This window comes from Mesorhizobium sp. LNJC405B00 (genome assembly GCF_000502615.1).
In the GTDB taxonomy this organism is placed as follows: Bacteria; Pseudomonadota; Alphaproteobacteria; order Rhizobiales; family Rhizobiaceae; genus Mesorhizobium.
In genome coordinates this window covers 523,299-546,346 of record NZ_AYWC01000003.1, presented here as the reverse complement: position 1 = coordinate 546,346, position 23,048 = coordinate 523,299, and the positions used below count along the sequence as shown (strand labels likewise).

Here is a 23,048-nt window from a genome sequence, read left to right as displayed (position 1 = left end):
ATTTTCCTAAGTATCTTTCTATACCCGTCGACGGACCTCAGGATCGCCCATGCCAAGCCTCCACGCCCCAACTACAAGTCTCCCGCCGATCGACGGCATCTTCCGCGCGCTGGCTGACCCGACGCGGCGGCGCGTGGTCGAGCGGTTGAACCGCAGTCCGGCCTCGGTCAGCGAGTTGGCGCAGCCTTTCGAGATGGCGCTGCCTTCCTTCATCGAGCATCTGAAAGTGCTGGAAGGCTGCGGTCTGGTGCGATCGGAAAAAATCGGCCGCACCAGGACCTATCAGCTAGCGCCCGAACCGCTGCAGCTCGCCGAAAACTGGCTGGCCGAACAGCGCACGCTGTGGGAGCGCCGACTCGATCAATTCGACGCCTATGTGATGAGCCTCAAGGAGCAAGAAAAGTGAGCTATCCCTTCAAGCCCGACCCCAGACTGGACCTTGTGCTGGAGCGCAAGCTCGACGCGCCGCGCGAACTCTTGTGGAGCGCGATGACGGTGCCGGAGCATGTCAAGCAATGGTTCACGCCCAAGCCCTGGCTGATCACCGATTGCGAGATCGACCTTCGTCCGGGCGGACTGTTCCGGACGCGCATGCAATCGCCCGACGGCAAGGAGGTCAACGACCGCCATTGCTGCTATCTCGAGATCGTGCCGAACGAGCGGCTGGTGTGGACCGATGCGCTGCTGCGGGGCTATCGGCCCTCCGGCGAGCCCTTCATCACCGCAGTCATTTCGCTTCAGTCGGATGACAAGGGCACGCGCTACACGGCGACGGCCATCCATCGCGACGAGGCTACCCGCAACAATCATGAAGAGATGGGGTTCTTCGACGGCTGGGGCACGGTGGCCGATCAGTTGGCGCAGTATGTGAAGACCATTTGAGCTTTTCCCACTGCGGCCAGGACTTTGTCCCGGCCGCCTGGTTTTTGGGTCGTGCAGCGAAGTGCGCCGGAACCCTACGGCACCCGGGCTCAGTAGTAGAAGCGCTCTTCGGTGATCTTGCCGTTCTTGACCGTGTACAGGCCAACCTCGTCCATGGTGACCCGTTCGCCGGTCGCCTTGGGCGTTATGTCGAACTTGAAGCGCACCGCGAACTGGTCGCCGTTGACATAGGGGCCTTCGACAGAGCCGCCATGGACTTCGTGGTTCTCTTGCCACCATTCGCCCTTTTGCCTGAGAGCCTCCTTGCCACGGGCGATGGCCATCGGCCCCTCCATGGCTTCGAGGCTGACGATATCATCGGCATTGTACTTTTCACCAGCACCCAGGTGATCCCCCTGCTGGAGCATTTCAGTGAAATCCTTGGCAACATCCGCGATGGTCATGTGTGTTCCTCCTGTTCAGACTGGTTTGAAGTAGGGAAGCGCTTGCCGGCCCGCCACCTTTACCCGCACGACAGCTGACAAGGTGTGTCAGGACGATGATATAGCGCGGCTGTGTGACGACGATTGCGGCGGCGTCGGACAGCGACTTCGGTTGCAGACAAAAGCCAATTCCGCAATGCTGGGTGCATGTGCAACCTCTACAACATCACGACGACGCAAGAGGCGGTCCGCCAATGGACCCGCACATTGCGCGATATCAGCGGCAACCTCGAACCTTCGCTTGATGTCTATCCCAATCAACCTGGGCTTGTCGTTCGCAACAGGACGGATGGGGAGCGTGAACTGGCGAAACTGCTTTGGGGTTTGCCAACGCCGCCCGAGCGCATGAAAGGTAAGGCCGACTACGGCACCACCAACGTTCGCAATCCGCAATATTCGCACTGGCAGCAATATGTGGGCGTCGAGCACAGATGTGTCGTGCCGGTGACCAGCTTTGCCGAGCCCAGCCCTGCGGCGAACGATAAAGACCCGGAAACAGGAATCCAGCGAAATTACTGGTTTGCCCGTGGCGAGAGCCGGCCGCTGTTCTTCTTCGCTGGTTTCTGGACGTCTTGGCAGGGCGTGCGAAAGGTCAAGGACGGTCCCGGCGACTTCGAGCTATACGCCTTCATGACCACCAAGCCTAATGCTCTCATTGCGCCGATGCATGAGAAGGCTATGCCCGTGATCCTCACCACGCCGGAGGAAACCGAGGCTTGGCTGACGGCGCCATGGTCGGAAGCACGGCATTTGCAGCGGACGGCGCCCAACGACGCGTTGGTGATCGTTGAGAAGCCAGCCACACAGATCAAGTTCCCACCACAGGCCCCGGCCCAAGGGTCTCTGTTTTAGCCCGAAATCGGCTCTCCTCAATCGTCGTCTCGCCAGATTACCCGGCGAACCATGCGGATTTCGACAAGACGTCTGACGCGAATTTTAAGGCGTTCAGCAGCGCTTGGCAGAATGATGCCTGCATCGAGCTCACGACCTTTGCAGCGCTCGCACCGCATGTGCCGCTCCACATCCCAAAAGGGGATATCACCAACCAGCTTTGCGAGATCGCCAGGCAGATAGTGTCGAGTGATGTTGCAGTTCCGACATCGAACACGAATTAGCTGCCCGACTTCATGCGCCAAGCAGAGGGTTTGCACATTTCGGCGCGGTCGGGTGCTTAGTTCGGGCATCCCGCAAAGTAGGAATATGTTCCTTTGCGAGTCAATTCACACTTAATTCCACCTTGGCGATCTTCACAGCAGGTTAAATCCAACCGTCGATGAAGGGATTGGGTTGGATCAGCTTGGCAGCATAGGGCAGTTGGCACCACGGCGCAGGCTGACATGCGCCACGTCGCCGACGCTGAATTGAAAGCCCTCGGCCTGGCGCGGCGCATCGATCACGACCGCCAATCCCTGCCCCAGCTCAGCATGCAGCCGCAGCGTGCGGCCGTGGAAGACGATGGAGTTGACGCGCGCCGGCGCGGTGCCGGCGGCGGCATCGGTGGTGGCCAGCAAGTCCTCGGGGCGAACGCCGATGGTGCGCTCAGTGCCTTCGCCGGGTGTGTCGCCGGTTTCAGATGTTGCTTCCAGCGAAAGCCCGCCAGCGGCGAAGCGCAGGCGGTCGCCGTCGCGGCCGATGAAGCGCGATTGCAAGAGGTTCATGGTGCCGATGAAGCTTGCGACGAATTTCGTCGCCGGCCGGTCGTAAAGCGTAGCCGGCGGCGCGATCTGCTCGATGCGGCCCTTGTTCATGACGACGATGCGGTCGGAGATCGACAGCGCTTCGGTCTGGTCGTGGGTGACCATGACGAAGGTGGTGCCGAGCCGCGACTGCAGCCGCTTCAGTTCGACCTGCATCTGTTCGCGCAAATGCGCATCGAGCGCCGACAGCGGTTCATCGAGCAACAGAACGCGCGGCTCGCAGACTATGGCTCGGGCGAGCGCGACGCGCTGGCGCTGGCCACCCGACAGTTCGGAAACGCGGGCGCCGAGCTTGTCGGCGAGGCCGACCATGTCGAGGGCTTCGCGGACGCGCTTTGCCTGCTCGGCGCCGGACAGTTTGCGCAGCGACAGGCCGAAGCCGACATTCTCGGCGACGTTCATATGCGGGAACAGCGCATAATCCTGGAACACGGTGTTGACGGGACGGTCGAACGGCCTGAGCGCGGTGATGTCGCGACCATCGAGCAGCACCTTGCCGCTCGACGGGCTCTCGAAACCGGCAATGACGCGCAGGCTGGTGGTCTTGCCGCAGCCCGAGGGCCCGAGCAGGGTGATGAACTCGCCGCTGATAATGTCGAGATCGACGGCGTCGAGCCCGACAATGCCGCCGGGGAAAACCTTCGAGACCGTGTCCAGGCGTACCAGCGCATCAGGCGCCATCGCGAACCTCGGACGGCTTGGTGGTGTTGACCCAGAGGATCTGGCAAGGCTCGGTGCCGGGATTGCGGAAGGCGTGCAGAAGCGTGCTCTTGAAGGCAAAGGAGTCGCCGCTCTTCAGCACGTATTTTGTCGAGTCCACCACCAGTTCGACCTCGCCCGACAGGACATAGCCGAACTCGTGACCGATATGCGCATAGGCTTCCGCCGTGCCGCCATCGGCTTCCACGGTCACCAAGAGGCCGGTCAGCGCCGCGCCCGGCGGCGACAGCAGCGCCTTGGCGATGCCTTCCGACTTGACCGGGAGCTGCCGCCTTTTGTCGGCGCGCACGCAATAGAGATCGTTGGCGGCTTCGTTGCCGTCGGTGATCAGCGCCGAAGGCTCGATGTCGAGAGCGGCGGCCAGCGGCCAGATCACCTTGACGCGCAGCGAAGACAGGCCGCGCTCGATCTGGCTCAGCGCCCCAATCGACACGCCGGCTTTTGCCGCAAGCTCGGCCAGCGACAAATTGCGCTCCAGCCGCAGCGCCCGCACGCGCCGGCCGACGCGGATGTCGGCGTCGGCCTTGGGCTTCTCGGTTGCGTCGTCAAGCATGTCCATGCGTGGGTCCTTGTAACTGTCCTATTGGCGCGGCGCAGCGCCGAAGAGCTCCCCCTTCTCCCCTTGTGGGAGAAGGTGTCGCCGAAGGCGACGGATGAGGGGTGTTCCAGCGGAGTGAGNCACCCCTCATCCGTCTCGGCGCTGCGCGCCGATCCACCTTCTCCCACAAGGGGAGAAGGTGAGGTCTGCGCTGCTCACCCCCCCGCCTTCACTTTCTCGAACATCTTCGCCACATCGTCGTTCTGCTTCATCGGGCCGGTGAAGATGGTGGTCTTCAGCATCACCTCCGGGTCCGCCGGCAATTGCAGCTTGTCCAGTTCGTCCTTCGCCACGCCGGCGAAGGCGGTGCTCAGCGAGCTGCCATAGCCGTAGGCCTGGATCAGGTACTTACCCGAGTCGGCGTCGAGCCGGCTGTTGATGAAGTCATAGGCGAGGTCGACGTTTTTGGCGTCCTTGAGCATGACGAAGCCGCAGGCCCAGGTCAGCATGCCCTCCTTCGGCTTCATGAACTCGACCGGCACGCCCTGCTTCTTCAGCGAGGTTGCCGACGCGTTCCAGGTCATGGCGGCGACCAGCTGGCCGCTGGCCAGCGCCTGTTCGACCGAGGTCATGTCGGTGGTGTAGTTGGAGAGCAGCGGACGCTGCTCGCGCAATTTTTCCGCCACCTTGTCCATCTGCTCCGGCGTCATATCGAAGGGGTTTACGCCGGCCAGAAGTGCTGCAACGATCGGCGTGTCATGCACGGCATCGATGGTCGCCATGCGGCCGGCATATTGCTTGTCCCACAGAAGGTTCCAGCTCGCTTCCGGGTTCTTCACCAGATCGGTGCGGTAGAGGATCGAGGTGTTGCCCCAATCCCACGGCACCATCCAGACCTTGCCGTCGCCGGCCTGGATGTCGGGCAGGTTCTTGAACACCGGGAAGATCGAATCCCAGTTCTTGATGCGCTTGGTATCGATCGGCTGCAGCAGGCCTTCCTTGTTCCAGCGCGCCACCTTGTCGTAGCAGGGATGGGCGATATCGGGGCGGAAGCCGGCCTTGACCTTGGTGAAGGCATCGTCGTCGTCGCCGAAGATCGAGGCCTCGACGCCATCGGGATGGGCCGTCAGGAAGCTCTTGTTGAAGTCTGGCAGTTCATAGCCGGACCAAGTGAAATATTGCAGCTTGTCGGCGGCGAAGGCGACAGTCGACGACAGGACGATTGCAAGCGCGGCAAGCCCGGTGCGGGCTGTCTTTGCAGTGATCGATTTCGGGCCAGTGATCGATTTCAGCCCAGTAATTGATTTCGGGTCGAATGCCATTTCGGTTCTCCTCTTTTGTTATGGTTCAGGCTGGACTGGTGGGCGCCGNACGGGCTGTGCTCAGCCCGCGATGGCGCAGGATTTCGGCGATGCCGGCGATGATGACGGACACAGCAAGGATAGCTGTCCCCAGCGCCATCACGGTCGGCAGCGAGCGAGGAAAACGCAGTTGGCTCCAGATGTAGAGCGGCAGCGTCGGCTCGGTGCCGGCGAGGAAGAAGACGACGATGAACTCGTCGAAGGAAATCAGAAAGGCCAGCATGAAGGCCGAGACGATGGCCGGCAGCGAGAGCGGCAACATCACCCGCCGGAAGGTCGTCCAGTCGGAAGCGCCGAGATCGAGTGCGGCCTCGCGAATGGTTTTCGGAATTGCGGCAAACCGGCTGCGCATGATCACCACGGTGGTCGGCAGCGCCACCAGTATGTGGCCGAGAACGATGGCGATGCGCGACGGGCCGAGGCCGATGAGATTGATGAGGATCAGCAACGATATGCCGACGATGACGCCGGGGATCAGGATCGGCAGCCTGGAGATGGCGCTGATGGTGGCGGCGAGCGGCGAACGACCGTAGAGGTCCATATAGGAGACGGTGATGCCGCAGAGCGTGGCGCCGGCGGCGGCCACGACGCCAATGACGAGACTGTTCAAAAGCGCGCCGGACAGCGCCGGATTGCCATAGAGCGTGGCATACCATTCGAGCGTGAAGCCCTGCAGCGGAAACGCGGCCTGGATGGAGTTGTTGAAGGAAAACAGCGGGATCAACAGCACCGGCAGATAGAGGAAGACGAGATAGGCAAGCACATAGACGCCGAGCCAGCCGCGGCCATCATCTCTCCGCGCCGCGCTCATGTGCGGCTGCCGAATTTGCGGTCGGCGCCGCGTGCGACCAGCACCACGCAGAGGATGACCAGCATCACGCAGACTGAAAGTGCCGCCCCGAACGGCCAGTCATTGGCCTTGCCGAACTGCGACTGGATCAATGTGCCGATCATGGCGCTGGCGGGACCGCCGACCATGGCCGGGGTGACATAGTCGCCGACCGTCGGCACAAAGACGACGAGGGCGGCCGCCAGAACGCCCGGCATCGAATTGGGCAAGACGACGCGGCGAAATGCCGTGAACGGTCTGGCGCCGAGATCGGAGGCGGCTTCGAGCAGTGATTTCGGGATGGTGTCCAGCGCCACATAGATCGGCAGGATGGCGAAGGGCGCATAGGCATGCGCCAGCGTGACGACCACCGCCGCCGGCGTGTTGAGGAAGGCCAGCGTCGGCTCCGACCAGATGCCGCTTTCGATCAGCGCCGAGTTCAAGACGCCGTTGTAGGCGAGCACGATCTTCCAGGCGAAGACGCGCAGGAGATAGCTGGTCCAGAACGGCAGGGTCACCAGAAACAAAAGCAGGCTGCGGCGGCGGGCGGCATGGAAGGCGAGATAGTAGGCGACGGGATAGGTGGTCACGACGGTCGCCAGCGTCACCAGGCCGGCGATCACCAGCGAGCGCAGCGTCACTGTCCAGTAGAGCGGATCGGAGACCACGGTGATGAAGTTGCCTGCCGTAAAGCCGGCGCCGAGCAGCGAACCGTCATTGCCGCGCAAGGCGAGGAACAGCACGAGGCCGAGCGCAAACAGGATCAGGAAGAAGGTGACCAGCCCGCCCGGCAGCAACATGGCGAAGCGGAAGCCCCGGGCGGAGCCTGCTGGCGCTTCAGACGCAACGACGGTCGACATCAGGCTGCTCAATGGAAATATGAAATCGACTTAGCTTTTTTCATATTCATGAAACTGTCAAGCTGAATCCACGAGGCCTAAACGGCCGGCGCGCAATCAGCGCTCGAAGGCGTCGAGCATGCGGTACCAGGCGATCGTCGCGGCGACGCCGATCTGGCGAAAGGCGTGGAACGGAATCGGCCGGATCGGCGACAGCGGGAACGGCAATTGCGCTGCCTCACCGTTTGCCAAATAGCCCGCCATGCGTTTTCCCAGCGCGGTCATCAGGCCGACGCCCCTGCCCTGGCAACCGACCACGGCGAGCAGGCCCTTTTCAGGTTCGTGGATGTGCGGCAGATGATCCGGCGTCATCGCCACGCGACCGAACCAGCGTTTCTCGATGGCGACATCGGAGAGCGCGGGATAAAGCCGCACCAGCGCGCGCTGCAGATGCGCCCAGTCGGCCTCGCTCCTGGGAAGCGCCATGCGGCCACGGCCGCCAAGCACCAGATGGCCGTCGGCTGTTTTGCGGTAGTAGACGAGAATGCGCCTGGAGTCGGACACCGCCTGCCCTTCCGGCAGGATCGTCGCCGCAAGGTTGGATGACAGCGGCGCGGTGGCGACCTGGAAGGAATGCAGCGGCACGATCGTTTCGGCGAGGCCCGGAAGCAGTCCATCGGTATAGGCGTTCGTCGCCAGGACAACCGCTTTCGCCCGCACCTCGGCGCCGTTTTCGGTTGAAACGCGCCAAAGGCCGGCTTCCTTGCGGAGTTTCACCACCTTCTGCCGCTCGGCAATGCTGGCGCCGGCGGCGGCAGCGATGCGCGCCAGTTCCACTGTATAGGCGAGCGGATCGATGATGCCGGCGCGGCGGTCGAGCCAGCCGCCGAGATAGCCTTGCGCGCCGGTCATATCGGCGATCTCGCTTTCATTCAGAAGCCGGACATCGGCGCCACGCGCCCGCCATTGACGATCCCTGTTCGCCGCCGCTTTCAATGCGGTTTCGGTATGCGCGGCCTGGATCCAGCCCTTGCGGGTGAGCGGCACCGCCAGCTTTTCGTCGCGGATGAGATCGAACACCGTATCCGCCGCCGAGGCGGCGAAAACGACCAGCGCTTGGCCACGCTCGGGGCCGAAATGCTCGAGCAGCCATTCGGGATCATATTTCAGGCCGGGAATGACCTGGCCGCCATTGAGGCCCGAGGCGCCCTGGCCGATCTCGCCAGCCTCCAGCACCTGTACACCGAGACCGAGCCGGGCTGCGTGCAAGGCGGTCGACAGGCCCATGAAGCCGCCGCCGACGATGGCAACGTCGACCGGCGCAGTGACGAGCAACTGGAAGGCGGATGCGGTCTGCGGCTTCTGCCAGATCGGAACGGAAAACGGTGCGGGCAAGGCTTCACCTGGAGTATGCGGAAAATGAAAATTCTAGTGCCAGTTTCATTTTTTTGAAAGAGCGGGCCTCATGTCAGAACCGACAATTGCCTGCGCCACGGGATAGACCTTTGGCGTGAATCCGGTGAAAGTGCAGCGGCCCAGCTGCCATCTCGATCATCAAAGGACCGTAAGCCATGACGAACCCAACGCAGCTTCCCGCCGACGGGCTCTTCATCGGCCGAGCCAGGGCAAGCGATGCCTCGCATCCGCTGGTGGTCACCGTGCGCGACGGCATTGTTTTCAACATCACCTCGACCACCGCACCCACCGTGCGCGACATTTGCGAGATGGTCGATCCGGCCGGACACGTGCGCTCTGCCAAGGGCAAACCGATCGGTTCGCTCGATGCGATCGCCGCCAACAGTTTTCAGGCTACCCGCGACCCGGCAAAGCCCTATCTGCTCTCGCCTGTCGACCTGCAGGCGGTGAAGGCGTCGGGCGTGACCTTCGTGGTCAGCCTGCTCGAACGCGTCATCGAAGAGCAGGCGCGCGGCTCGGCGGAAAAGGCCGACGCCATCCGCGCCGACATTGCCGGGCTGATCGGCCACGATCTGTCGAAGCTGAAGCCCGGCTCGCCCGAAGCTATGGAGATCAAGGCCAAGCTCATCCAGCGCGGCGCCTGGTCGCAATATCTGGAAGTCGGCATCGGCCCCGACGCCGAGATCTTTACCAAATGCCAGCCGATGGCGTCCGTCGGCTTCGGCGCCGATGTCGGGCTGCATCCTGTCTCCACCTGGAACAACCCCGAGCCGGAGATCGCCATGATCGCCGCCAGCACCGGCAGGATCGTCGGCGCGACCATCGGCAACGACGTCAATCTGCGCGACGTCGAGGGACGCTCGGCGCTGCTGCTCGGCAAGGCCAAGGACAACAATGCCTCGGCCTCGCTTGGGCCCTTCATCCGGTTGTTCGACGCAAGCTTTTCCATCGACGATGTCAAGCGCGCCACGGTGCGGCTGCAGGTCGAGGGCGAGGACGGGTTTTCGCTGGAGGGCGCGAGCTCGATGGCCGAGATCAGCCGTTCGCCCGAAGAGCTGGTCGCGGCCGCCATGGGGCCGCACCACCAGTATCCCGACGGCTTGGCGCTTTATCTCGGCACCATGTTCGTGCCGTCGAAGGATCGCGGCGAGAAGGGCAAGGGATTCACCCACAAGATCGGCGATATCGTCACCATCTCGTCGGAGAAATTCGGCGCGCTGGTGAACCGCGTGCTTCTGTCGCCCGATTGCCCGCACTGGACCTACGGCGCCAGCCATCTCATGCGGGACCTCGCCAAGGCCGACCTGATCTGATTTCGGAGCAGCCAGGACGAACGGATAGCCGATAAACGTTCCTATCCGGTTCCTGTAAGCCGTTTGTTAGCGGAATCCGGGTGACTGTATCGGAAATTCGCTCCAGGATCGGGGCGCGGTCTGTGGGGGCCGAATCGCATGCTCGGTTTGCCGATGATATCGGTGCGCAATCTCGCCATGCGTTATGGCGGCGTTGTCGCGCTCAGGGATATGAACCTGTCTGTCGGACAGGGGACCATCCATGCTGTCGTCGGTGAAAGCGGCGCCGGAAAGTCGACGCTGGTGAAGGTGCTTGCCGGCGTGCTCCGGCCCAACAGCGGCACCATCCGCGTCGGCGACCAGATCGTCACCGTCGACAGCCCGATCGCTGCACGCAAGCACAGCTTCGGCGTCGTCCACCAGGGGCTCGGCCTGTTTGCCGACCGCTCGGTACTGGCCAATCTGTTCGTCAATCGCGAGCCGTTGCGCAATGGCTTCGTCTCCAGGCGCGAGATGGAGGCACGCAGCCGCACCTTGCTTCGGCAACTCAAGCTCGACCTCGATGTCCACGCTCCTGTGGGACAACTCGGCATGGGCGAACGGCAATATGTCGAACTCGGCCGCGCAATTCTGGAAGGCCCGAGGCTGCTGATCCTCGATGAACCGAATTCTGCGCTCGACCGGCGCCAGACCGAGCACCTGTTCACCGTACTAAGTGACCTCAAGGCCAAGGGCACGAGCGTGCTCTATGTCTCGCACCGGCTGGAGGATGTGTTTGCGATCGCAGACCAGGTCACCGTGATGCGCAACGGCCGTGACGTGCTGACAAGTGAGCGCTCGGCGTTGAGCGAAGCCGATGTGATCGACGCCATGATCGGCCAGCAGCGCGGCAGCCTGTTCCCGCCTGCACTGCCGGCCAATGCCAGCACGATAAGGCCGCGGATCACGGTGGAGGGTCTGAGCGGCGGCCGGATTTCCGGCGTCAGCTTCACCGCCCGCTCCGGCGAGATCCTCGGCTTGGCCGGGCTTGAGGGGTCGGGCGTTGAAGACCTGTTCGAGATGCTGTTTGGCCTGCGCGAGGCGCAAAGCGGCAGGGTGCGGCTCCCCGACGGCTACGGCTTGCCTGGAAATCCGACCGAAGCGGCGCGGCGCGGCATCGGCCTGGTGCCGGCCAACCGCCTGTGCAACGGCCTGATGCCCGACCGGTCGCTGGCCTTCAACATAGGCAACATCGCTACCGGCGCCCGCAACTGGGGGTCTCGCCGCTACTCGCCCAAGGCCGCGATCACCGCCGCCGCAAGGCAGATCGATGCGCTGCGCATCAAGGGCCTGCCGGACGCGCCGGTGAATTCGCTGCTGGCCGGCGATCAGCAGAAGATCGTAGTCGCCAAATGGCTGGAGACGGCGCCGCAAGTGCTGCTCCTAGACAATCCGGCTGGCGGTATCGAGGCGGCTGCCAAGCGCAAGATCTATGCGCTGATCCGGCAGATGGCAGCCAATGGCTGTATCGTTTTGCTGCGTTCGGTCGAGCCGTCCGAACTGACCAACCTCAGCAACCGCGTCCTTGTCTTCCACCGCGGCCGGGTCGCCGGCGAGCTGTCCGGCGCCGAGATGAAGCGAAGGACAGTGCTGCAACTGACCACCACCGGCGAGATGCCGGAGGCGGAGCGGCCGAAAAAGAAACTCGTGGGAGCCATGGCATGACACGATTGGATCCCATGCTACAGCTTGCCGGTTCGGCTGCCCACCCGAAGCGCAGCCTTCGCCTGCCCGTCGAACTCAGGCCGCTCATCGGGCTCGTTGTCCTGGTGGCGATTACAGGCTTTGCCCGGCCGGATTTCCTCGATGACGCCAATGTGCTGTCGTTGCTGGAAACCGCTGCGTATCCCGGCATGCTGGCGATCGGCATAGTGTTCGTGCTCGCACTCCGCGAGATCGACCTTTCCGTCGGCTGGATATTCCATCTCGCGGCCCTTCTCACCGCATTCCTTCTGGCCGCCGGCATCGACCCGTGGCTTGCCGCCCTTGCCGGCGTGCTGCTCGGCGCCGGGCTCGGCCTCGTCAACGGCCTGCTGGTGGTGGCGCTGCGACTGCCGGCCATCGTCGTTACGCTGGGCACCTTTGCAATGTTCCGGGGCCTGGCGGCGGTGGCCGTCAAGATGCAAGCGACAGCTCCGGCCAGCCCAGGCGGCGACTTCTTTGAGATCGTTCACGGCAAGCTGTTCGGCCTTGTGCCGACGGCTGTCTTTGTCTTCGTCGCAATGGCGGTGGTGATGCACCTCGTGCTTCACCGCAGCCGCTTCGGCTACCGGATCCAGGCCGTCGGCAGCAATCCGCAGGCGGCGCTCTATGCCGGCATCCCGACAGGTGCTGTGCGGCTGCAGACGCTGGTGCTGATGGGCATCGTCTCGGGGCTGGCGGGCGCGCTGTGGCTTGGCTCTCCCGTTACCGACGTCGACCAAGGCGGCGGTTTCGTGCTGATGGCGATTGCCGCGGCGATCATCGGCGGCACCTCGCTTTCCGGCGGGCGCGGCACCGTCTTCGGTGCGGTGATCGGCATGCTGATCGTCCAGGTCATCTTGAGCGGCGTGACCCTGTTCGGCATCGACGCCGCATGGAGCCCCTTCGTGATCGGCGCGGTGATGGTGCTGGCGCTCGCGCTCGACCGGCTGGCCAAGGTGCTGCGCAACCGCCAGGCCGAGCGCTTCCAGGAAAATCCGCGCGCCTGAGTTTAAGCCCCGCCTGCTTGCCGGGAAATATCTCTATCTCTTGGTTGACGCAATTCCGGACGGAAAACCGTTTCACACTTTTCCTGGAATTGCCCTCTAACTGATGCGATCTGATGGGATCGATGATGGCGCGTTGCATCGCGCCACCATCCATTGGGCGGATGAAGGCTTGCCATCGGCCGCAAAAGAAGATGCTCTGCGCATCCGGGTCGGCGCTGGCAGGAGGAGAGGATCAAGGGCATCGCCCGGATCATCGCCGGACGTGGAGGTCGTTTTTCAACATGGGAGGAAAGCAAATGCTGACGAGGCTACGATTACTCGTGCTTGGCTTGATTGTGGCGCTGGCCGTTCCGGCGGCAGCACAGGCCAAGACGTTCTACTGGATTTCGCATGGCGGCCCGGCCGACCCGGTCTGGACCTACTTCCTGGCCGGCGCCAAGCAATGGGCGAAGGACACCGGCAACACCGTCAACACCTCGTTCCACAATGGCGACGTTGCCTCGCAGCAGGAGGCCGTGCGCGCCGCGATCTCGGCAAAGGCCGACGGCATCGTCACCACCAGCCCCGATCCGGGCAGCCTGATCGAAATCGCCAAGGAAGCCAACACGGCCAAGATCCCGATCATCAACTTCAACACGCCCGATCCCAAGGCAAGCTTCGACGCCTATGTCGGCGGCGACAACGTCACCTTCGGCAAGCACTGGGCGCAATATCTGGTCGACAAGGGCCTGGTGAAGAAGGGCGACTTCGTCTGGATGCCGGTCGAAATCCCCGGCGCCACCTACGGCGTCCAGGAAGAGGAAGGCATCAAGAGCGTCTTCGAACCGCTGGGGATCACCTATGAGATCACCGAAGCGACCCTCGACCAGGCCGAAGCCATCAACCGCATGGTCGACTATCTCACCGCCAACAAGGCCAAGGTCAAGGCAATCATCGGCCTCGGCGATCTGGTCACCGGCTCGATCAAGCGGGTGTTCGACCAGGCCGGCATCAAGCCGGGCGAAATCCCGGTCGTCGGCTGGGGCAACTCGCTCGACACTACCCAGGAAGTGCTGACCGGCTACGTCAATGCCGGCCAGTGGCAGGACCCGCAGGCGACCAGCTACGTCGCGCTGTCGCTGGCCAACATGGCGGCGTCAGGCATTCCTCCGGGCTTCAACGTCATCACCGGCGCGCTCTATGAAAAGGACACCGCGCAGGTCTACGACGACATCCTGTCGGGCAAATAACCCAGACCTTCAACAGTCGCGGCCGCAGCCGCGGTCGCGACTGTCTTTTCGCCGAGCCCTTCGCGTTGCGCGCTGGGCTCAGCCTTCCCTTCCTGTCGCAGGTTATCAGTGGAAAACCGTTCGCTCATCCAACGCCTGATCGCGAGGCCGGAATTCGGGCCCTTCGTTCTGCTCATCGTCGAAATCGCGGTGTTCTGGAGCATCAACCACGATTTCCTGTCGCCGCAGAACATCTCCAACACGCTGGCCTTCACCGTCGAGCTCGGGCTGATCGCGCTGGCGATGACGCTGTTGATGACGTCGGGTGAATTCGATCTGTCGGTCGGCTCGCTGTTCGGCTTTTCGCCGGTGCTGATGTGGACGCTGTTCAACAGCGGCCTGACCTCGCTGGAGGTCGGCTTCCTCGCCGCGCTGCTGATCGCGGCCTTCATCGGCCTGGTCAATGGCTGGTTCGTCACGCAGCTGAAAATCCCATCCTTCCTGGTGACGCTCGGCATGCTGCTGGTCGTGCGCGGCACCGCGCTGTTCGTCACCGACGGCTTTCCGCAGCGGACGTGGAGCGCCGAGGGCAGCTGGCTGGCCGAAGCGCTGGTCGGTGATTTCTTCATCGGCCCGTTCCGCATCTATATGTCGCTCTTCTGGTTCATCGCGGCGGCCATCGCACTGGGCTACGTGCTGACGCAAAGCCGGACCGGCAACTGGATCCAGGCAGCCGGCGGCAATCCAGGCGCCGCAAGGGCGCGCGGCGTCAACGTCAGCGGCGTCAAGATCGGCCTGTTCGTGATGTCGTCGGTGATGGCTTCGCTTGCCGGCGTCATCTCGTCGCTGCGCACGTCGGCCGCCAACCCCAACAGCGGCACCGGCTACGAGCTCGAAGTCATCGCCATGGTGGTGATCGGCGGCACGGCGCTGACCGGTGGGCGCGGCACCATCATCGGCACCGTGCTCGGCATCCTCATCCTGCGCGTCATGCGCAACGGCATCGTGCTGATCGGCGTGCCCGGGCTGGCCTACAACATCTTCATCGGCGCCATCATCCTCGGCATGATGGCGCTGCACTCATGGCTGGAACGCCGGCATCAGGCAGGGACCTAGAACCATGGCTGAACCGCTCATCCGCATGTCCAACATCAAAAAGTCCTACGGGCGCGTGCAGGCGCTCGAAGACGCCAATTTTCATGTCAACGAAAGGGAGATCGTCGGCCTGCTCGGCGACAATGGCGCCGGCAAATCGACGCTGATCAAGGTGTTGTCGGGGGCGGTGCCGCTGACCAGCGGCGACATTTTCATCCGCGGCAAGAAGGTCAATCTGCGCAGCACCAGCGACGCCATCGCGCACGGCATCGAGACGATCTACCAGGATTCGGCACTGGTGACGCAGCTGTCGATCGCGCGCAACCTGTTCCTCGGCCGCGAGCCGATCAAACCGCCGCGCTTTTTGAACCGCATGGACCAGGAGGCGATGAACAATGTCGCTCGCGACCTGCTGAAACAGGTCGGCATCTCCAAGAACATCCCGCCGACGACGCCGATCGGCTCCCTGTCCGGCGGCGAGCGGCAGGCCGTCGCCATCGCGCGCGCCATGCACTTCGACAGCGACCTGATCATCCTCGACGAGCCGACCAACAATCTCGGCGTCGCCGAGACGCAAGGCGTGCTGAGCTTCGTGCGCAACGCGCGCGATTCCGGGCATTCCTGCATCTTCATCGCCCACAACATCCACCATGTCTTCCAGGTGGTTGACCGCATCGTCGTCATGCGCCGGGGCAAGGTGGTGGCCGACGACATCGACCCGAAGAAGACCAGCGTGGCCGAGGTCGAACGCATCATCACCGGGATGTCGGACAAGGAGATCCGCGACGCCATCATCGAAGGCGGGCCATCGCACGGCTGAACCGTCTTCGCGCCGTCTGGCACGGAAACGCATCCGCTCTAACTCGTTGTAGAGCATGACCTTTTGACAAAACGGTTCCCGTTTGTCCGAGAAAACCGGTTCCCACTTTTCGGGATCATGCTCTATGACTACAGCCATGAAAGCCACCGTTGCCGACATAGCCAGGAGCTGCGGCCTGTCGACCGCGACCGTCGACCGGGTTCTGAACAACCGGGCCGGCGCGAGCGCCGCCAACCGCCAACGGGTGATGGAGGCGGCCAAGCAGCTCGGCTATTTGCCGGTGGTCGATCAGGTGACGCTGCCGTCGCGGCCGGCGCATCTTGAATTCTTCCTGCCGATCGGCGCCAACGGTTTCATGATCGACCTCGCCGGGCACATCGAGGACTATGCGGGGCGCCTGCCGCTGGTCGCCTCGTGCCGGATCCACAATCTCGGCGGCATCTCGCCGGCAGCGCTGCAGGCGGCGGTTGAAAATCTGTCGCTGAAGGCCAATGGCGTCGGCGTCATTGCCGTCGATCATCCGCGAACGCGCAACATATTGCGCGATGTGGTCGAGGCAGGCATCCGCCTTGTCACGCTGGTCTCCGACGTTCCAGCCGCCCCGCGTTCGGCCTATGTCGGCATCGACAACCGGGTTGCCGGACGCACGGCGGCGCTGTTGATGGGGCGCTTCCTCAATGGCCGCCAGGGTCATCTGGCGATGGTCGTCGGCTCGCGTTCCTATCGCGGGCACGAGGAGCGCGAGATGGGCTTTCGGTCGGTGCTGACAGAGGAATTCCCCAATCTCACGGTCTCGAGTGCGGTCGAGATCAATGACGAACCGGAGGGCAGCTACACCGCAACGATGCAGGCGCTGCACAACGAGCCGGAACTGCTCGGCATCTACTGCGTCGGCGCCGGGCGCTCAGGTGTGGCGAGAGCGCTGCTCGAGGCCAAGCCAAAGAAGAAGCCGGTCTTCATCTGCCACGACCTGACCAAGGAAACGCGCGGCTATCTCGTCGACGACCTCGCCGATGTCGTCATCGACCAGAATGCGCGGCTGATCGCGGAGCAATCTGTGATCCGCCTGCTCGGCTCGATCGCGTCCGCCGCGCCCTACCTGACGAAGAAGTTCATCGAGCCACGGCTGATCTTCAAGGAAAACGTACCGGTGCAGTGATTTCGCGCCGTGGCGGTTTTTCCGATTTGTATGACAAGTCGGGCAGATGCCGCAAATCTGCACAGCAGCCATGCAACTTTCATTGTTGCCGAATCATTGGGCAACCCGTACTCATCTGGGTGTCGGCCATCTACTCCTCCCAGATGCGATGCCGACGCTGAGCGCGGTGCACCTCCTCCCGCATCTCGCTCGAAATCGAGCCCGCTGCCACCTCCTCCCGGCAGCGGGCTTTTTTCATTCTCAAATGAAACTTGGCATATCCAAAGCCCTCACCCGGATTGCCGAAACCGAATTGCAAAGAGCAATTCGCTGCAATCCGACCTCTCGCCAAAGCGAAAGGAGATCATCAGCGCCGGCGCCAGCCTCTTCTCCCCTCGGGGAGGAGCTAGCCGCGAAGCGGCCGGATGAGGGGGCCTTGCAAACTCGGTGAGCTGGAATTCAGCGCGCCCTGAAAGAGCTGATCAGGCCTTCAGCCATGCGCACGAACTGCGTGCTGGGGCCCTGGCAGCCCATGGTCTGCACGCTGACGCGCGCCCCTTCGAACAGCAGCGACAGCGTATCGGCCAGAAGCTCGGCCTGACCGATGCCCGCATCCCGGCACAGCGCAACGAGGCGATCGCGCTGAGCGCTCTTGAGCTCCTTGATCACGCTCCTGGCGGGATGGTCCGGCTCGGTCAATTCGGCGGCGGCATTGGCCATGTCGCAGCCGCGACCGTCAGCCGCCAGGCAAGCAGCGGCCATGCGAATCCAGGCATGCAACTGGGCGAGCTTGTCGCCGGGATGCTCCGCCTCGAATTGGTCCCACATCGCGGCCCCTTTAGCCGCCGACGCGCGCAGGCACTGGACGATCAGTTCGTCCTTGGACTCAAAATGACGGTAGAGCGTCATCTTGTTGGTGCCGGCGGCTTCCGTGATGGCGTCGACACCGACGCCCTTGATGCCATGCTTGTGAAACATGTCCTGCGCCGTCTCCAGGATTCGATCCCGGGGGCGCACACGATCGGTAATGCCGTCTGCCATCGCAGTCTCCTTGTCTCCCTAAAAATTCGGTTCACCTCTTGACTAGGGTGTTACCGGTCTGTAACTATCCGAATGTTACTTACTGGTAACACCTATGTGGCCTTCCGTCAATAACAAGGCCGTGAACTGGTCCTGCCAGATCACACGGGGTGAAAATTGCAGGTCATGCGGCTCCGGCCGGTGAAGAGATGAAAACCGGTTCGCGATCGTCCGATGCGAATCGCTGGAATGGATACGCTCCAATGTCGCAGCGCAAGGATTTGACCATCGATGAAGCCATCCGGGATCCGATGATCCGGCTGGTGATGAAAGCGGACCGCGTCAACCCGCGCGCCTTCGAAGCGATGCTGAGGACCGTTGCCGATGAGCAGGGCCTCAGCGGCGCGGCGCCGTCTTCGTATTTTTTGCAGGACCCGGGTTCGGTGCGCAGCAGGCGGCTGTCCCGGTCTGCCCATTCTTTTAAAGAGGCCGGTTCTTCTAAAGAGGTTTGCGTGTCGTGGTAAACTTTTTCATCCATCGTCCGATCTTCGCCTCGGCCATCGCCATCATCATGGTGCTCGCCGGGACGATTTGTTATTTCCTTTTGCCGGTTTCGCAGTTTCCCGACATCACGCCGCCGCAGGTCGTGGTCAGCGCCCATTATCCGGGCGCCAGCGCGCAAGTGGTCGCCGATACGGTGACGACGCCGCTGGAGCAGCAGATCAACGGCGTCGAAGGCATGACCTACATGTCGTCGTCGAGCTCCAATGACGGCTCCTCGACCATCACCATCACCTTCGATGTCGGCTATTCCTTGAGTACCGCGGCCGTCGACGTCCAGAACCGCGTCTCGCAAGCGGCCTCCTCTCTGCCGGCGATCGTCAACCAGGGCGGCGTGACGATCAAGAAGCAGAACCCAAATTTCGTCCTCATCGTCAACCTGACCTCGCCCGACAGTTCGGTCGATCCGGTGGCGCTGAGTAACCTCGCCTATCTGCAGGTCGTCGATCCGCTGAAGCGGCTGCCTGGCGTCGGCGACGTCCAGATATTCGGCGAGCGCCGCTACTCGATGCGCGTCTGGCTCGACCCGGACAAGCTCGCCAATCTTGGCATCACCGCCGTCGACGTCCAGAATGCCATCTCGGAACAGAACGTCCAGGTGGCCGCCGGCAAGATCGGCCAGTCGCCGGCGCCCGCCGGCACCGCCTTCGAGATGCAGGTCAACGCCGTCGGCCGCCTGAGCGACCCCAAGGAGTTCGGCGACATCGTCGTGCGCGCCAACACCGGCACCGGCTCGCTGGTGCGGCTCCGCGACGTCGCCCGCATCGAACTCGGCGCGCTGCAATATTCGTCGTCGGCCTTCTTCGGCAAGGACCCGACGGTGGTGCTCGCCGTCTACCAGATGCCGGGTTCCAACGCGCTCGATCTGCAGCAGCACGTCAAGGACAAGATGCAGGAACTGTCGGCCCGTTTTCCCAAGGGCGTCAGCTACGCCATGCACTACGACACCACGCGCTTCGTGTCGGCATCGATGCATGACGTGCTGATCACGCTTGGCGAAGCGCTGGTGCTGGTCGTGGCCGTGGTGTTCATCTTCCTGCAGAGCTGGCGCACGACGATCATCCCGACCATCGCCATTCCGGTGTCGCTGGTGGCGACGATGGTGGTCATGGAAATGATGGGCTTCTCGCTCAACATGCTCTCCCTGCTCGGCATGGTGCTGGCCATCGGCCTCGTCGTCGACGACGCCATCGTGGTGGTCGAAAATGTCGAGCGACAATTGGAGGCGGGCCTCAAACCGCTGGCGGCGACCAAGGCCGCGATGGCCGAGGTCACCGGACCGATCATCGCCACCACCGCAGTGCTGATGGCCGTCTTCGTGCCTGTTGCCTTCATTCCCGGCGTCTCCGGCAAGCTCTACAATCAGTTCGCGCTGACGGTGGCGATTTCGGTCGGCATATCCGCCTTCAACTCGCTGACGCTCAGCCCGGCGCTGAGCGCCGCCTTCCTGCGCCATCGCGGCGAGACGCAGTTCGCCCCGTTCCGCTGGTTCAACACGGGCTTCGACAGACTGTCGCATGCCTATGCGCACGGCGTGCGTATCCTCATCCGGCTGCGCTGGATCATGCTCGGTTTGTTCGCGGCCGGCCTGGTGGCCACCTACTTCGTCTGGCAGAAGTTGCCCTCGACCTTCCTTCCGGTCGAGGACCAGGGTTACTTCTTCGTCGTCATCCAGCTGCCTGACGGCGCCTCGCTGGAACGCACCGATGCGGTGGCGCAGAAGGCGCGCGACATCCTCCAAGCTACGCCCGGAGTCGAGATTGTCGGTTCGATCAGCGGCCTGAACTTCCTGACCAGTGCGGCGCAGTCGAACTCGGCTGTCGAGTTCGCCATCCTGAAGCCGTGGGAAGAGCGCGGCCCCGACCAGAGCGCGTCGAAGCTCGTCGCCGACGTGCGCGGCAAGCTGATGCAGATTCCGGAAGCCTTCGCGCTGTCCTTCGATCCGCCTTCGATCCCGGGTATCGGCACCACGGGCGGCTTCGAATTCGTCGTCGAGGATCTCACCGGGCGCGGCAGTTCAGCCCTCAACGACGCGACGCAAGCCGTGATCGCCGAGGCGCGCAAGCAGCCGGAAATCAACCCGCAGCAGCTGTTCTCGCCGTTCTCGACCTCGACGCCGCAGTTCAACTACGACCTCGACCGCAGCAAGGCCAAACTGCTCGGCCTCAACCTGCCCGACGTCTTCAACACGCTGCAGATCTATCTCGGCTCGCTCTACGTCAACGACTTCAACCTGTTCGGCCGCACCTTCCGGGTGACCATCCAGGCCGACAAGGATGCACGTGCCGACGCAGGCGACCTTTCGCGGCTCTATGTGCGCAACGCCTCCGGCGGCATGGTGCCGCTGAGCACACTGGGCAAACTGGTGCCGTTCGTCGGCCCGGAAACCGTGCCGCACTACAACAACAACGCCTCGGCCACCATCAATGGCGGCGCAGCCCCCGGCTTCTCGTCGGGCCAGGCGGTTGCCGCGATGGAACGGGCCGCCGCCACCGCTTTGCCCAGGGATTTCGGTTTCGAATGGACCGGCATCACCTTCCAGGAGCTCAAGGCAGGATCGATCGCGTCGGTCGTCTTCGGCCTCGCCATCGTCTTCGTCTTCCTGATCCTGGCGATGCAGTATGAGAGCTGGGCGATGCCGTTCATGGTGCTGCTGGCGGTGCCACTGGCCCTGTTCGGCGCCTTCGCAGCCCTGTTCCTGCGCGGCATGCAGATCGACGTCTACTCGCAGATCGGCTTCGTCATGCTGATCGGCCTCGCCGCCAAGAACGCGATCCTGATCGTCGAGTTTGCAAGGCGGCGGCGCGAGGAGGGACTGAGCATTGTCGACGCGGCAATGGAAGCTGCGCGGCTGAGGCTGCGGCCGATCCTGATGACGGCCTTCGCCTTCATCCTCGGCGTGCTGCCGCTGATGTTTGCGACGGGTGCGGGTGCGGCAAGCCGGCAGTCGATCGGCACCACCGTGTTTGGCGGCATGGTCGCGGCGACCATCCTGTCGCTGGTGTTCGTGCCAGTCTTCTACGCGGTCATCGAACAGCTGCGCGAAGGCCGCGTGCGCAGCGAACCGAACGCTGCTCATGACCAGGACAATAATGAACCGACTGCCGAACCAGCGCCGATGCGCCTGGCCGAAGCAGCCGAATAGAATTGGAGACCAAAATGCGTAAATGGAAAATAGCTTTGGGAACGGCCGTCGCCCTGGGAGCGATCTCGGTGGCAAGCGTCCACTTCCTCGACATGGGCAATCTCAGCCTCAATGCCGGCACGGCGGCAGCGACGGCAGCACCTGCGGCATTCGTCATGCCGGTGCCGGTGACGAGCGTGGTCAAGAAGACGATCCCGATCTACCTTGACTACGCCGCCCGCATCGAGGCGATCCGCAGCGTCACCTTGCAGGCCCGCGTGCCCGGCTATCTGCAGGAGCAGACGGCTGAGGACGGCGCCGATGTGCGCCAGGGTGATCTGCTCTACAAGATCTCGCCCGACGACTTCAAGGCGGCTCTCGACCAGGCCAAGGCCGAAGTGCAGCGCGACCAGGCGAGCCTCGACTATGCACGCTCCAATCTCGGCCGCGGCTCCGAACTCGCCAAGAGCGGTTATCTCGCCAAGGACGGGTTCGACCAGCGCACGAGCACCTTGCGCCAGGCCGAAGCGTCGCTTGCCGTCAACCAGGCGGCGGTGCGGACGGCCGAGCTCAATTTGAGCTACGCCGAAATCCACGCTCCGTTTGCCGGCCGCGTCGGCCGCAACCAGGCTTCGGTCGGCACGCTGGTCAGCGTCGCCGGCACGGTGCTGAACACGCTGGTGCAGCTCGACCCGATCTACGTCACCTTCAATCCGAGCGAGACGGACCTGGCCGAAATCGAACAGGCCCGCGCCGCCGGCCCGATCGAGGTCGAGGTGCTGCTGCCCGGCGAGACCGAAGCCAGCCAGAAGGGCGAACTCACCTTCATCGACAACACGGTCGACCACTCGACCGGCACGATTACGGCGCGCGCCACCATTGGCAATGCGAAGTTCTCGCTGCTGCCGGGCCAGTATGTCCGCGTGCGGCTGCACATCAAGCAGCTGCCCGACGCGCTGATGGTGCCGCAGGTGGCGCTGGGTTCGAGCCAGCTCGGCAAATATGTCTATGTCGTCGGCAAGGGCAACACGGTCGACCAGCGCATCGTCTCGCTTGGCGCGACCAGCGGCGACCTTGTGGCGGTCCTCAGCGGCGTTGCCGAAGGCGACCAGGTGATAACGGGCAATCTGCAGAAAATCGGACCAGGAATGCCGATCTCGCCGTTGCCCCAGGAGAAACCGGCCAGCTGATAACCCCCATCAGCCCCGGTCCTGCGGCGCCTTCGGCTTCCACGCCGAGGGCGCCGTTTTTTTATGGAGCGCCGCACGCCGTTTTTGGAGTAACCGCAAGGCACAAG

At 63.2% G+C, this 23,048-nt stretch carries 21 protein-coding genes; 13 read left to right on the top strand and 8 right to left on the bottom strand.

Translation table 11 applies throughout. From position 1 onward, the window contains the following. The first annotated feature begins 49 nt into the window (after nucleotides 1-49). Both X756_RS156290 and X756_RS156295 read left to right on the top strand, forming a co-directional pair. Nucleotides 50-406, top strand: a complete 357-nt coding sequence (locus X756_RS156290; RefSeq protein ID WP_023687094.1) for a metalloregulator ArsR/SmtB family transcription factor — start codon at nucleotides 50-52, stop codon at nucleotides 404-406. Further along, a complete protein-coding gene (locus tag X756_RS156295; RefSeq protein WP_023729298.1) occupies nucleotides 403-882 on the top strand; it encodes an SRPBCC family protein in 480 nt (159 codons plus the stop codon). Before X756_RS156290 ends, X756_RS156295 begins: the two co-directional genes overlap by 4 nt. 89 nt (nucleotides 883-971) lie before the next feature. Here the strand turns inward: X756_RS156295 and X756_RS156300 are convergent, their stop codons facing one another. Beyond that, nucleotides 972-1,325: a nuclear transport factor 2 family protein gene (locus tag X756_RS156300; protein WP_023684393.1), complete on the bottom strand. Its 354-nt coding sequence runs from the start codon at nucleotides 1,323-1,325 to the stop codon at nucleotides 972-974. A gap of 186 nt (nucleotides 1,326-1,511) precedes the next feature. On the opposite strand from X756_RS156300, the gene X756_RS156305 reads away from it, so the two are divergent. Next, nucleotides 1,512-2,216, top strand: coding sequence for an SOS response-associated peptidase (locus tag X756_RS156305; RefSeq protein ID WP_023729297.1), 705 nt, complete (start codon nucleotides 1,512-1,514; stop codon nucleotides 2,214-2,216). Nucleotides 2,217-2,656: 440 nt separating this feature from the next. On the opposite strand, the gene X756_RS156310 is transcribed toward X756_RS156305, so the two are convergent. The 6 genes from X756_RS156310 to X756_RS156335 all read right to left on the bottom strand — a co-directional run bounded on the left by X756_RS156310 (nucleotide 2,657) and on the right by X756_RS156335 (nucleotide 8,743). Next, on the bottom strand, nucleotides 2,657-3,742 hold the full coding sequence (locus tag X756_RS156310; RefSeq protein ID WP_023729296.1) for an ABC transporter ATP-binding protein: 1,086 nt from the start codon (nucleotides 3,740-3,742) through the stop codon (nucleotides 2,657-2,659). Further along, complete coding sequence (locus X756_RS156315) at nucleotides 3,732-4,340, bottom strand: cupin domain-containing protein (protein WP_023687089.1); 609 nt, start codon at nucleotides 4,338-4,340, stop codon at nucleotides 3,732-3,734. Before X756_RS156315 ends, X756_RS156310 begins: the two co-directional genes overlap by 11 nt. 194 nt (nucleotides 4,341-4,534) lie before the next feature. Continuing rightward, nucleotides 4,535-5,641, bottom strand: coding sequence for an ABC transporter substrate-binding protein (locus X756_RS156320; RefSeq protein ID WP_023668506.1), 1,107 nt, complete (start codon nucleotides 5,639-5,641; stop codon nucleotides 4,535-4,537). 25 nt (nucleotides 5,642-5,666) lie between these two features. Next, nucleotides 5,667-6,491 carry an ABC transporter permease gene (locus X756_RS156325; RefSeq protein WP_023729295.1) on the bottom strand — a complete coding sequence of 275 codons (825 nt, stop codon included), beginning with the start codon at nucleotides 6,489-6,491 and terminating at the stop codon, nucleotides 5,667-5,669. Continuing rightward, nucleotides 6,488-7,369: an ABC transporter permease gene (locus X756_RS156330; RefSeq protein WP_023729294.1), complete on the bottom strand. Its 882-nt coding sequence runs from the start codon at nucleotides 7,367-7,369 to the stop codon at nucleotides 6,488-6,490. The genes X756_RS156325 and X756_RS156330 overlap by 4 nt, the downstream gene beginning before the upstream one ends. Before the next feature lie 96 nt (nucleotides 7,370-7,465). Continuing rightward, nucleotides 7,466-8,743 (bottom strand): FAD-binding oxidoreductase, encoded by a 1,278-nt coding sequence (locus X756_RS156335; RefSeq protein ID WP_023729293.1) that lies wholly within the window; start codon nucleotides 8,741-8,743, stop codon nucleotides 7,466-7,468. A 176-nt stretch (nucleotides 8,744-8,919) separates the two neighbouring features. Here X756_RS156335 and X756_RS156340 point away from each other — a divergent pair, with 176 nt between their 5' ends. The 7 genes from X756_RS156340 (at nucleotide 8,920) to X756_RS156370 (ending at nucleotide 17,067) form a co-directional block, all read left to right on the top strand. Then, complete coding sequence (locus X756_RS156340; protein ID WP_023729292.1) at nucleotides 8,920-10,077, top strand: fumarylacetoacetate hydrolase family protein; 1,158 nt, start codon at nucleotides 8,920-8,922, stop codon at nucleotides 10,075-10,077. 138 nt (nucleotides 10,078-10,215) lie between these two features. Next, nucleotides 10,216-11,760, top strand: a complete 1,545-nt coding sequence (locus X756_RS156345; protein ID WP_050589233.1) for a sugar ABC transporter ATP-binding protein — start codon at nucleotides 10,216-10,218, stop codon at nucleotides 11,758-11,760. Next, nucleotides 11,757-12,785 carry an ABC transporter permease gene (locus X756_RS156350; protein ID WP_198020006.1) on the top strand — a complete coding sequence of 343 codons (1,029 nt, stop codon included), beginning with the start codon at nucleotides 11,757-11,759 and terminating at the stop codon, nucleotides 12,783-12,785. Before X756_RS156345 ends, X756_RS156350 begins: the two co-directional genes overlap by 4 nt. Before the next feature lie 296 nt (nucleotides 12,786-13,081). Further along, a complete protein-coding gene (locus tag X756_RS156355; RefSeq protein WP_023687083.1) occupies nucleotides 13,082-14,014 on the top strand; it encodes a substrate-binding domain-containing protein in 933 nt (310 codons plus the stop codon). Nucleotides 14,015-14,122: 108 nt separating this feature from the next. Continuing rightward, complete coding sequence (locus tag X756_RS156360; RefSeq protein WP_023729289.1) at nucleotides 14,123-15,109, top strand: ABC transporter permease; 987 nt, start codon at nucleotides 14,123-14,125, stop codon at nucleotides 15,107-15,109. A 4-nt stretch (nucleotides 15,110-15,113) separates the two neighbouring features. Then, on the top strand, nucleotides 15,114-15,908 hold the full coding sequence (locus tag X756_RS156365; RefSeq protein WP_023668515.1) for an ATP-binding cassette domain-containing protein: 795 nt from the start codon (nucleotides 15,114-15,116) through the stop codon (nucleotides 15,906-15,908). A 136-nt stretch (nucleotides 15,909-16,044) separates the two neighbouring features. Next, complete coding sequence (locus X756_RS156370) at nucleotides 16,045-17,067, top strand: LacI family DNA-binding transcriptional regulator (RefSeq protein WP_023668516.1); 1,023 nt, start codon at nucleotides 16,045-16,047, stop codon at nucleotides 17,065-17,067. A gap of 438 nt (nucleotides 17,068-17,505) precedes the next feature. Here the strand turns inward: X756_RS156370 and X756_RS156375 are convergent, their stop codons facing one another. Beyond that, nucleotides 17,506-18,087 carry a TetR/AcrR family transcriptional regulator gene (locus X756_RS156375; RefSeq protein ID WP_023668517.1) on the bottom strand — a complete coding sequence of 194 codons (582 nt, stop codon included), beginning with the start codon at nucleotides 18,085-18,087 and terminating at the stop codon, nucleotides 17,506-17,508. A 242-nt stretch (nucleotides 18,088-18,329) separates the two neighbouring features. Between X756_RS156375 and X756_RS156380 the strand changes: the two genes are divergently transcribed. Genes X756_RS156380 through X756_RS156390 form a run of 3 tightly spaced genes read left to right on the top strand, consistent with a single transcriptional unit; the run spans nucleotide 18,330 to nucleotide 22,941 of the window. Further along, nucleotides 18,330-18,590, top strand: a complete 261-nt coding sequence (locus tag X756_RS156380; protein ID WP_023668519.1) for a hypothetical protein — start codon at nucleotides 18,330-18,332, stop codon at nucleotides 18,588-18,590. Further along, a complete protein-coding gene (locus X756_RS156385; RefSeq protein WP_023687080.1) occupies nucleotides 18,584-21,772 on the top strand; it encodes a multidrug efflux RND transporter permease subunit in 3,189 nt (1,062 codons plus the stop codon). The genes X756_RS156380 and X756_RS156385 overlap by 7 nt, the downstream gene beginning before the upstream one ends. Nucleotides 21,773-21,786: 14 nt before the next feature. After that, a complete protein-coding gene (locus X756_RS156390; protein WP_023687079.1) occupies nucleotides 21,787-22,941 on the top strand; it encodes an efflux RND transporter periplasmic adaptor subunit in 1,155 nt (384 codons plus the stop codon). Nucleotides 22,942-23,048: the final 107 nt, after the last annotated feature.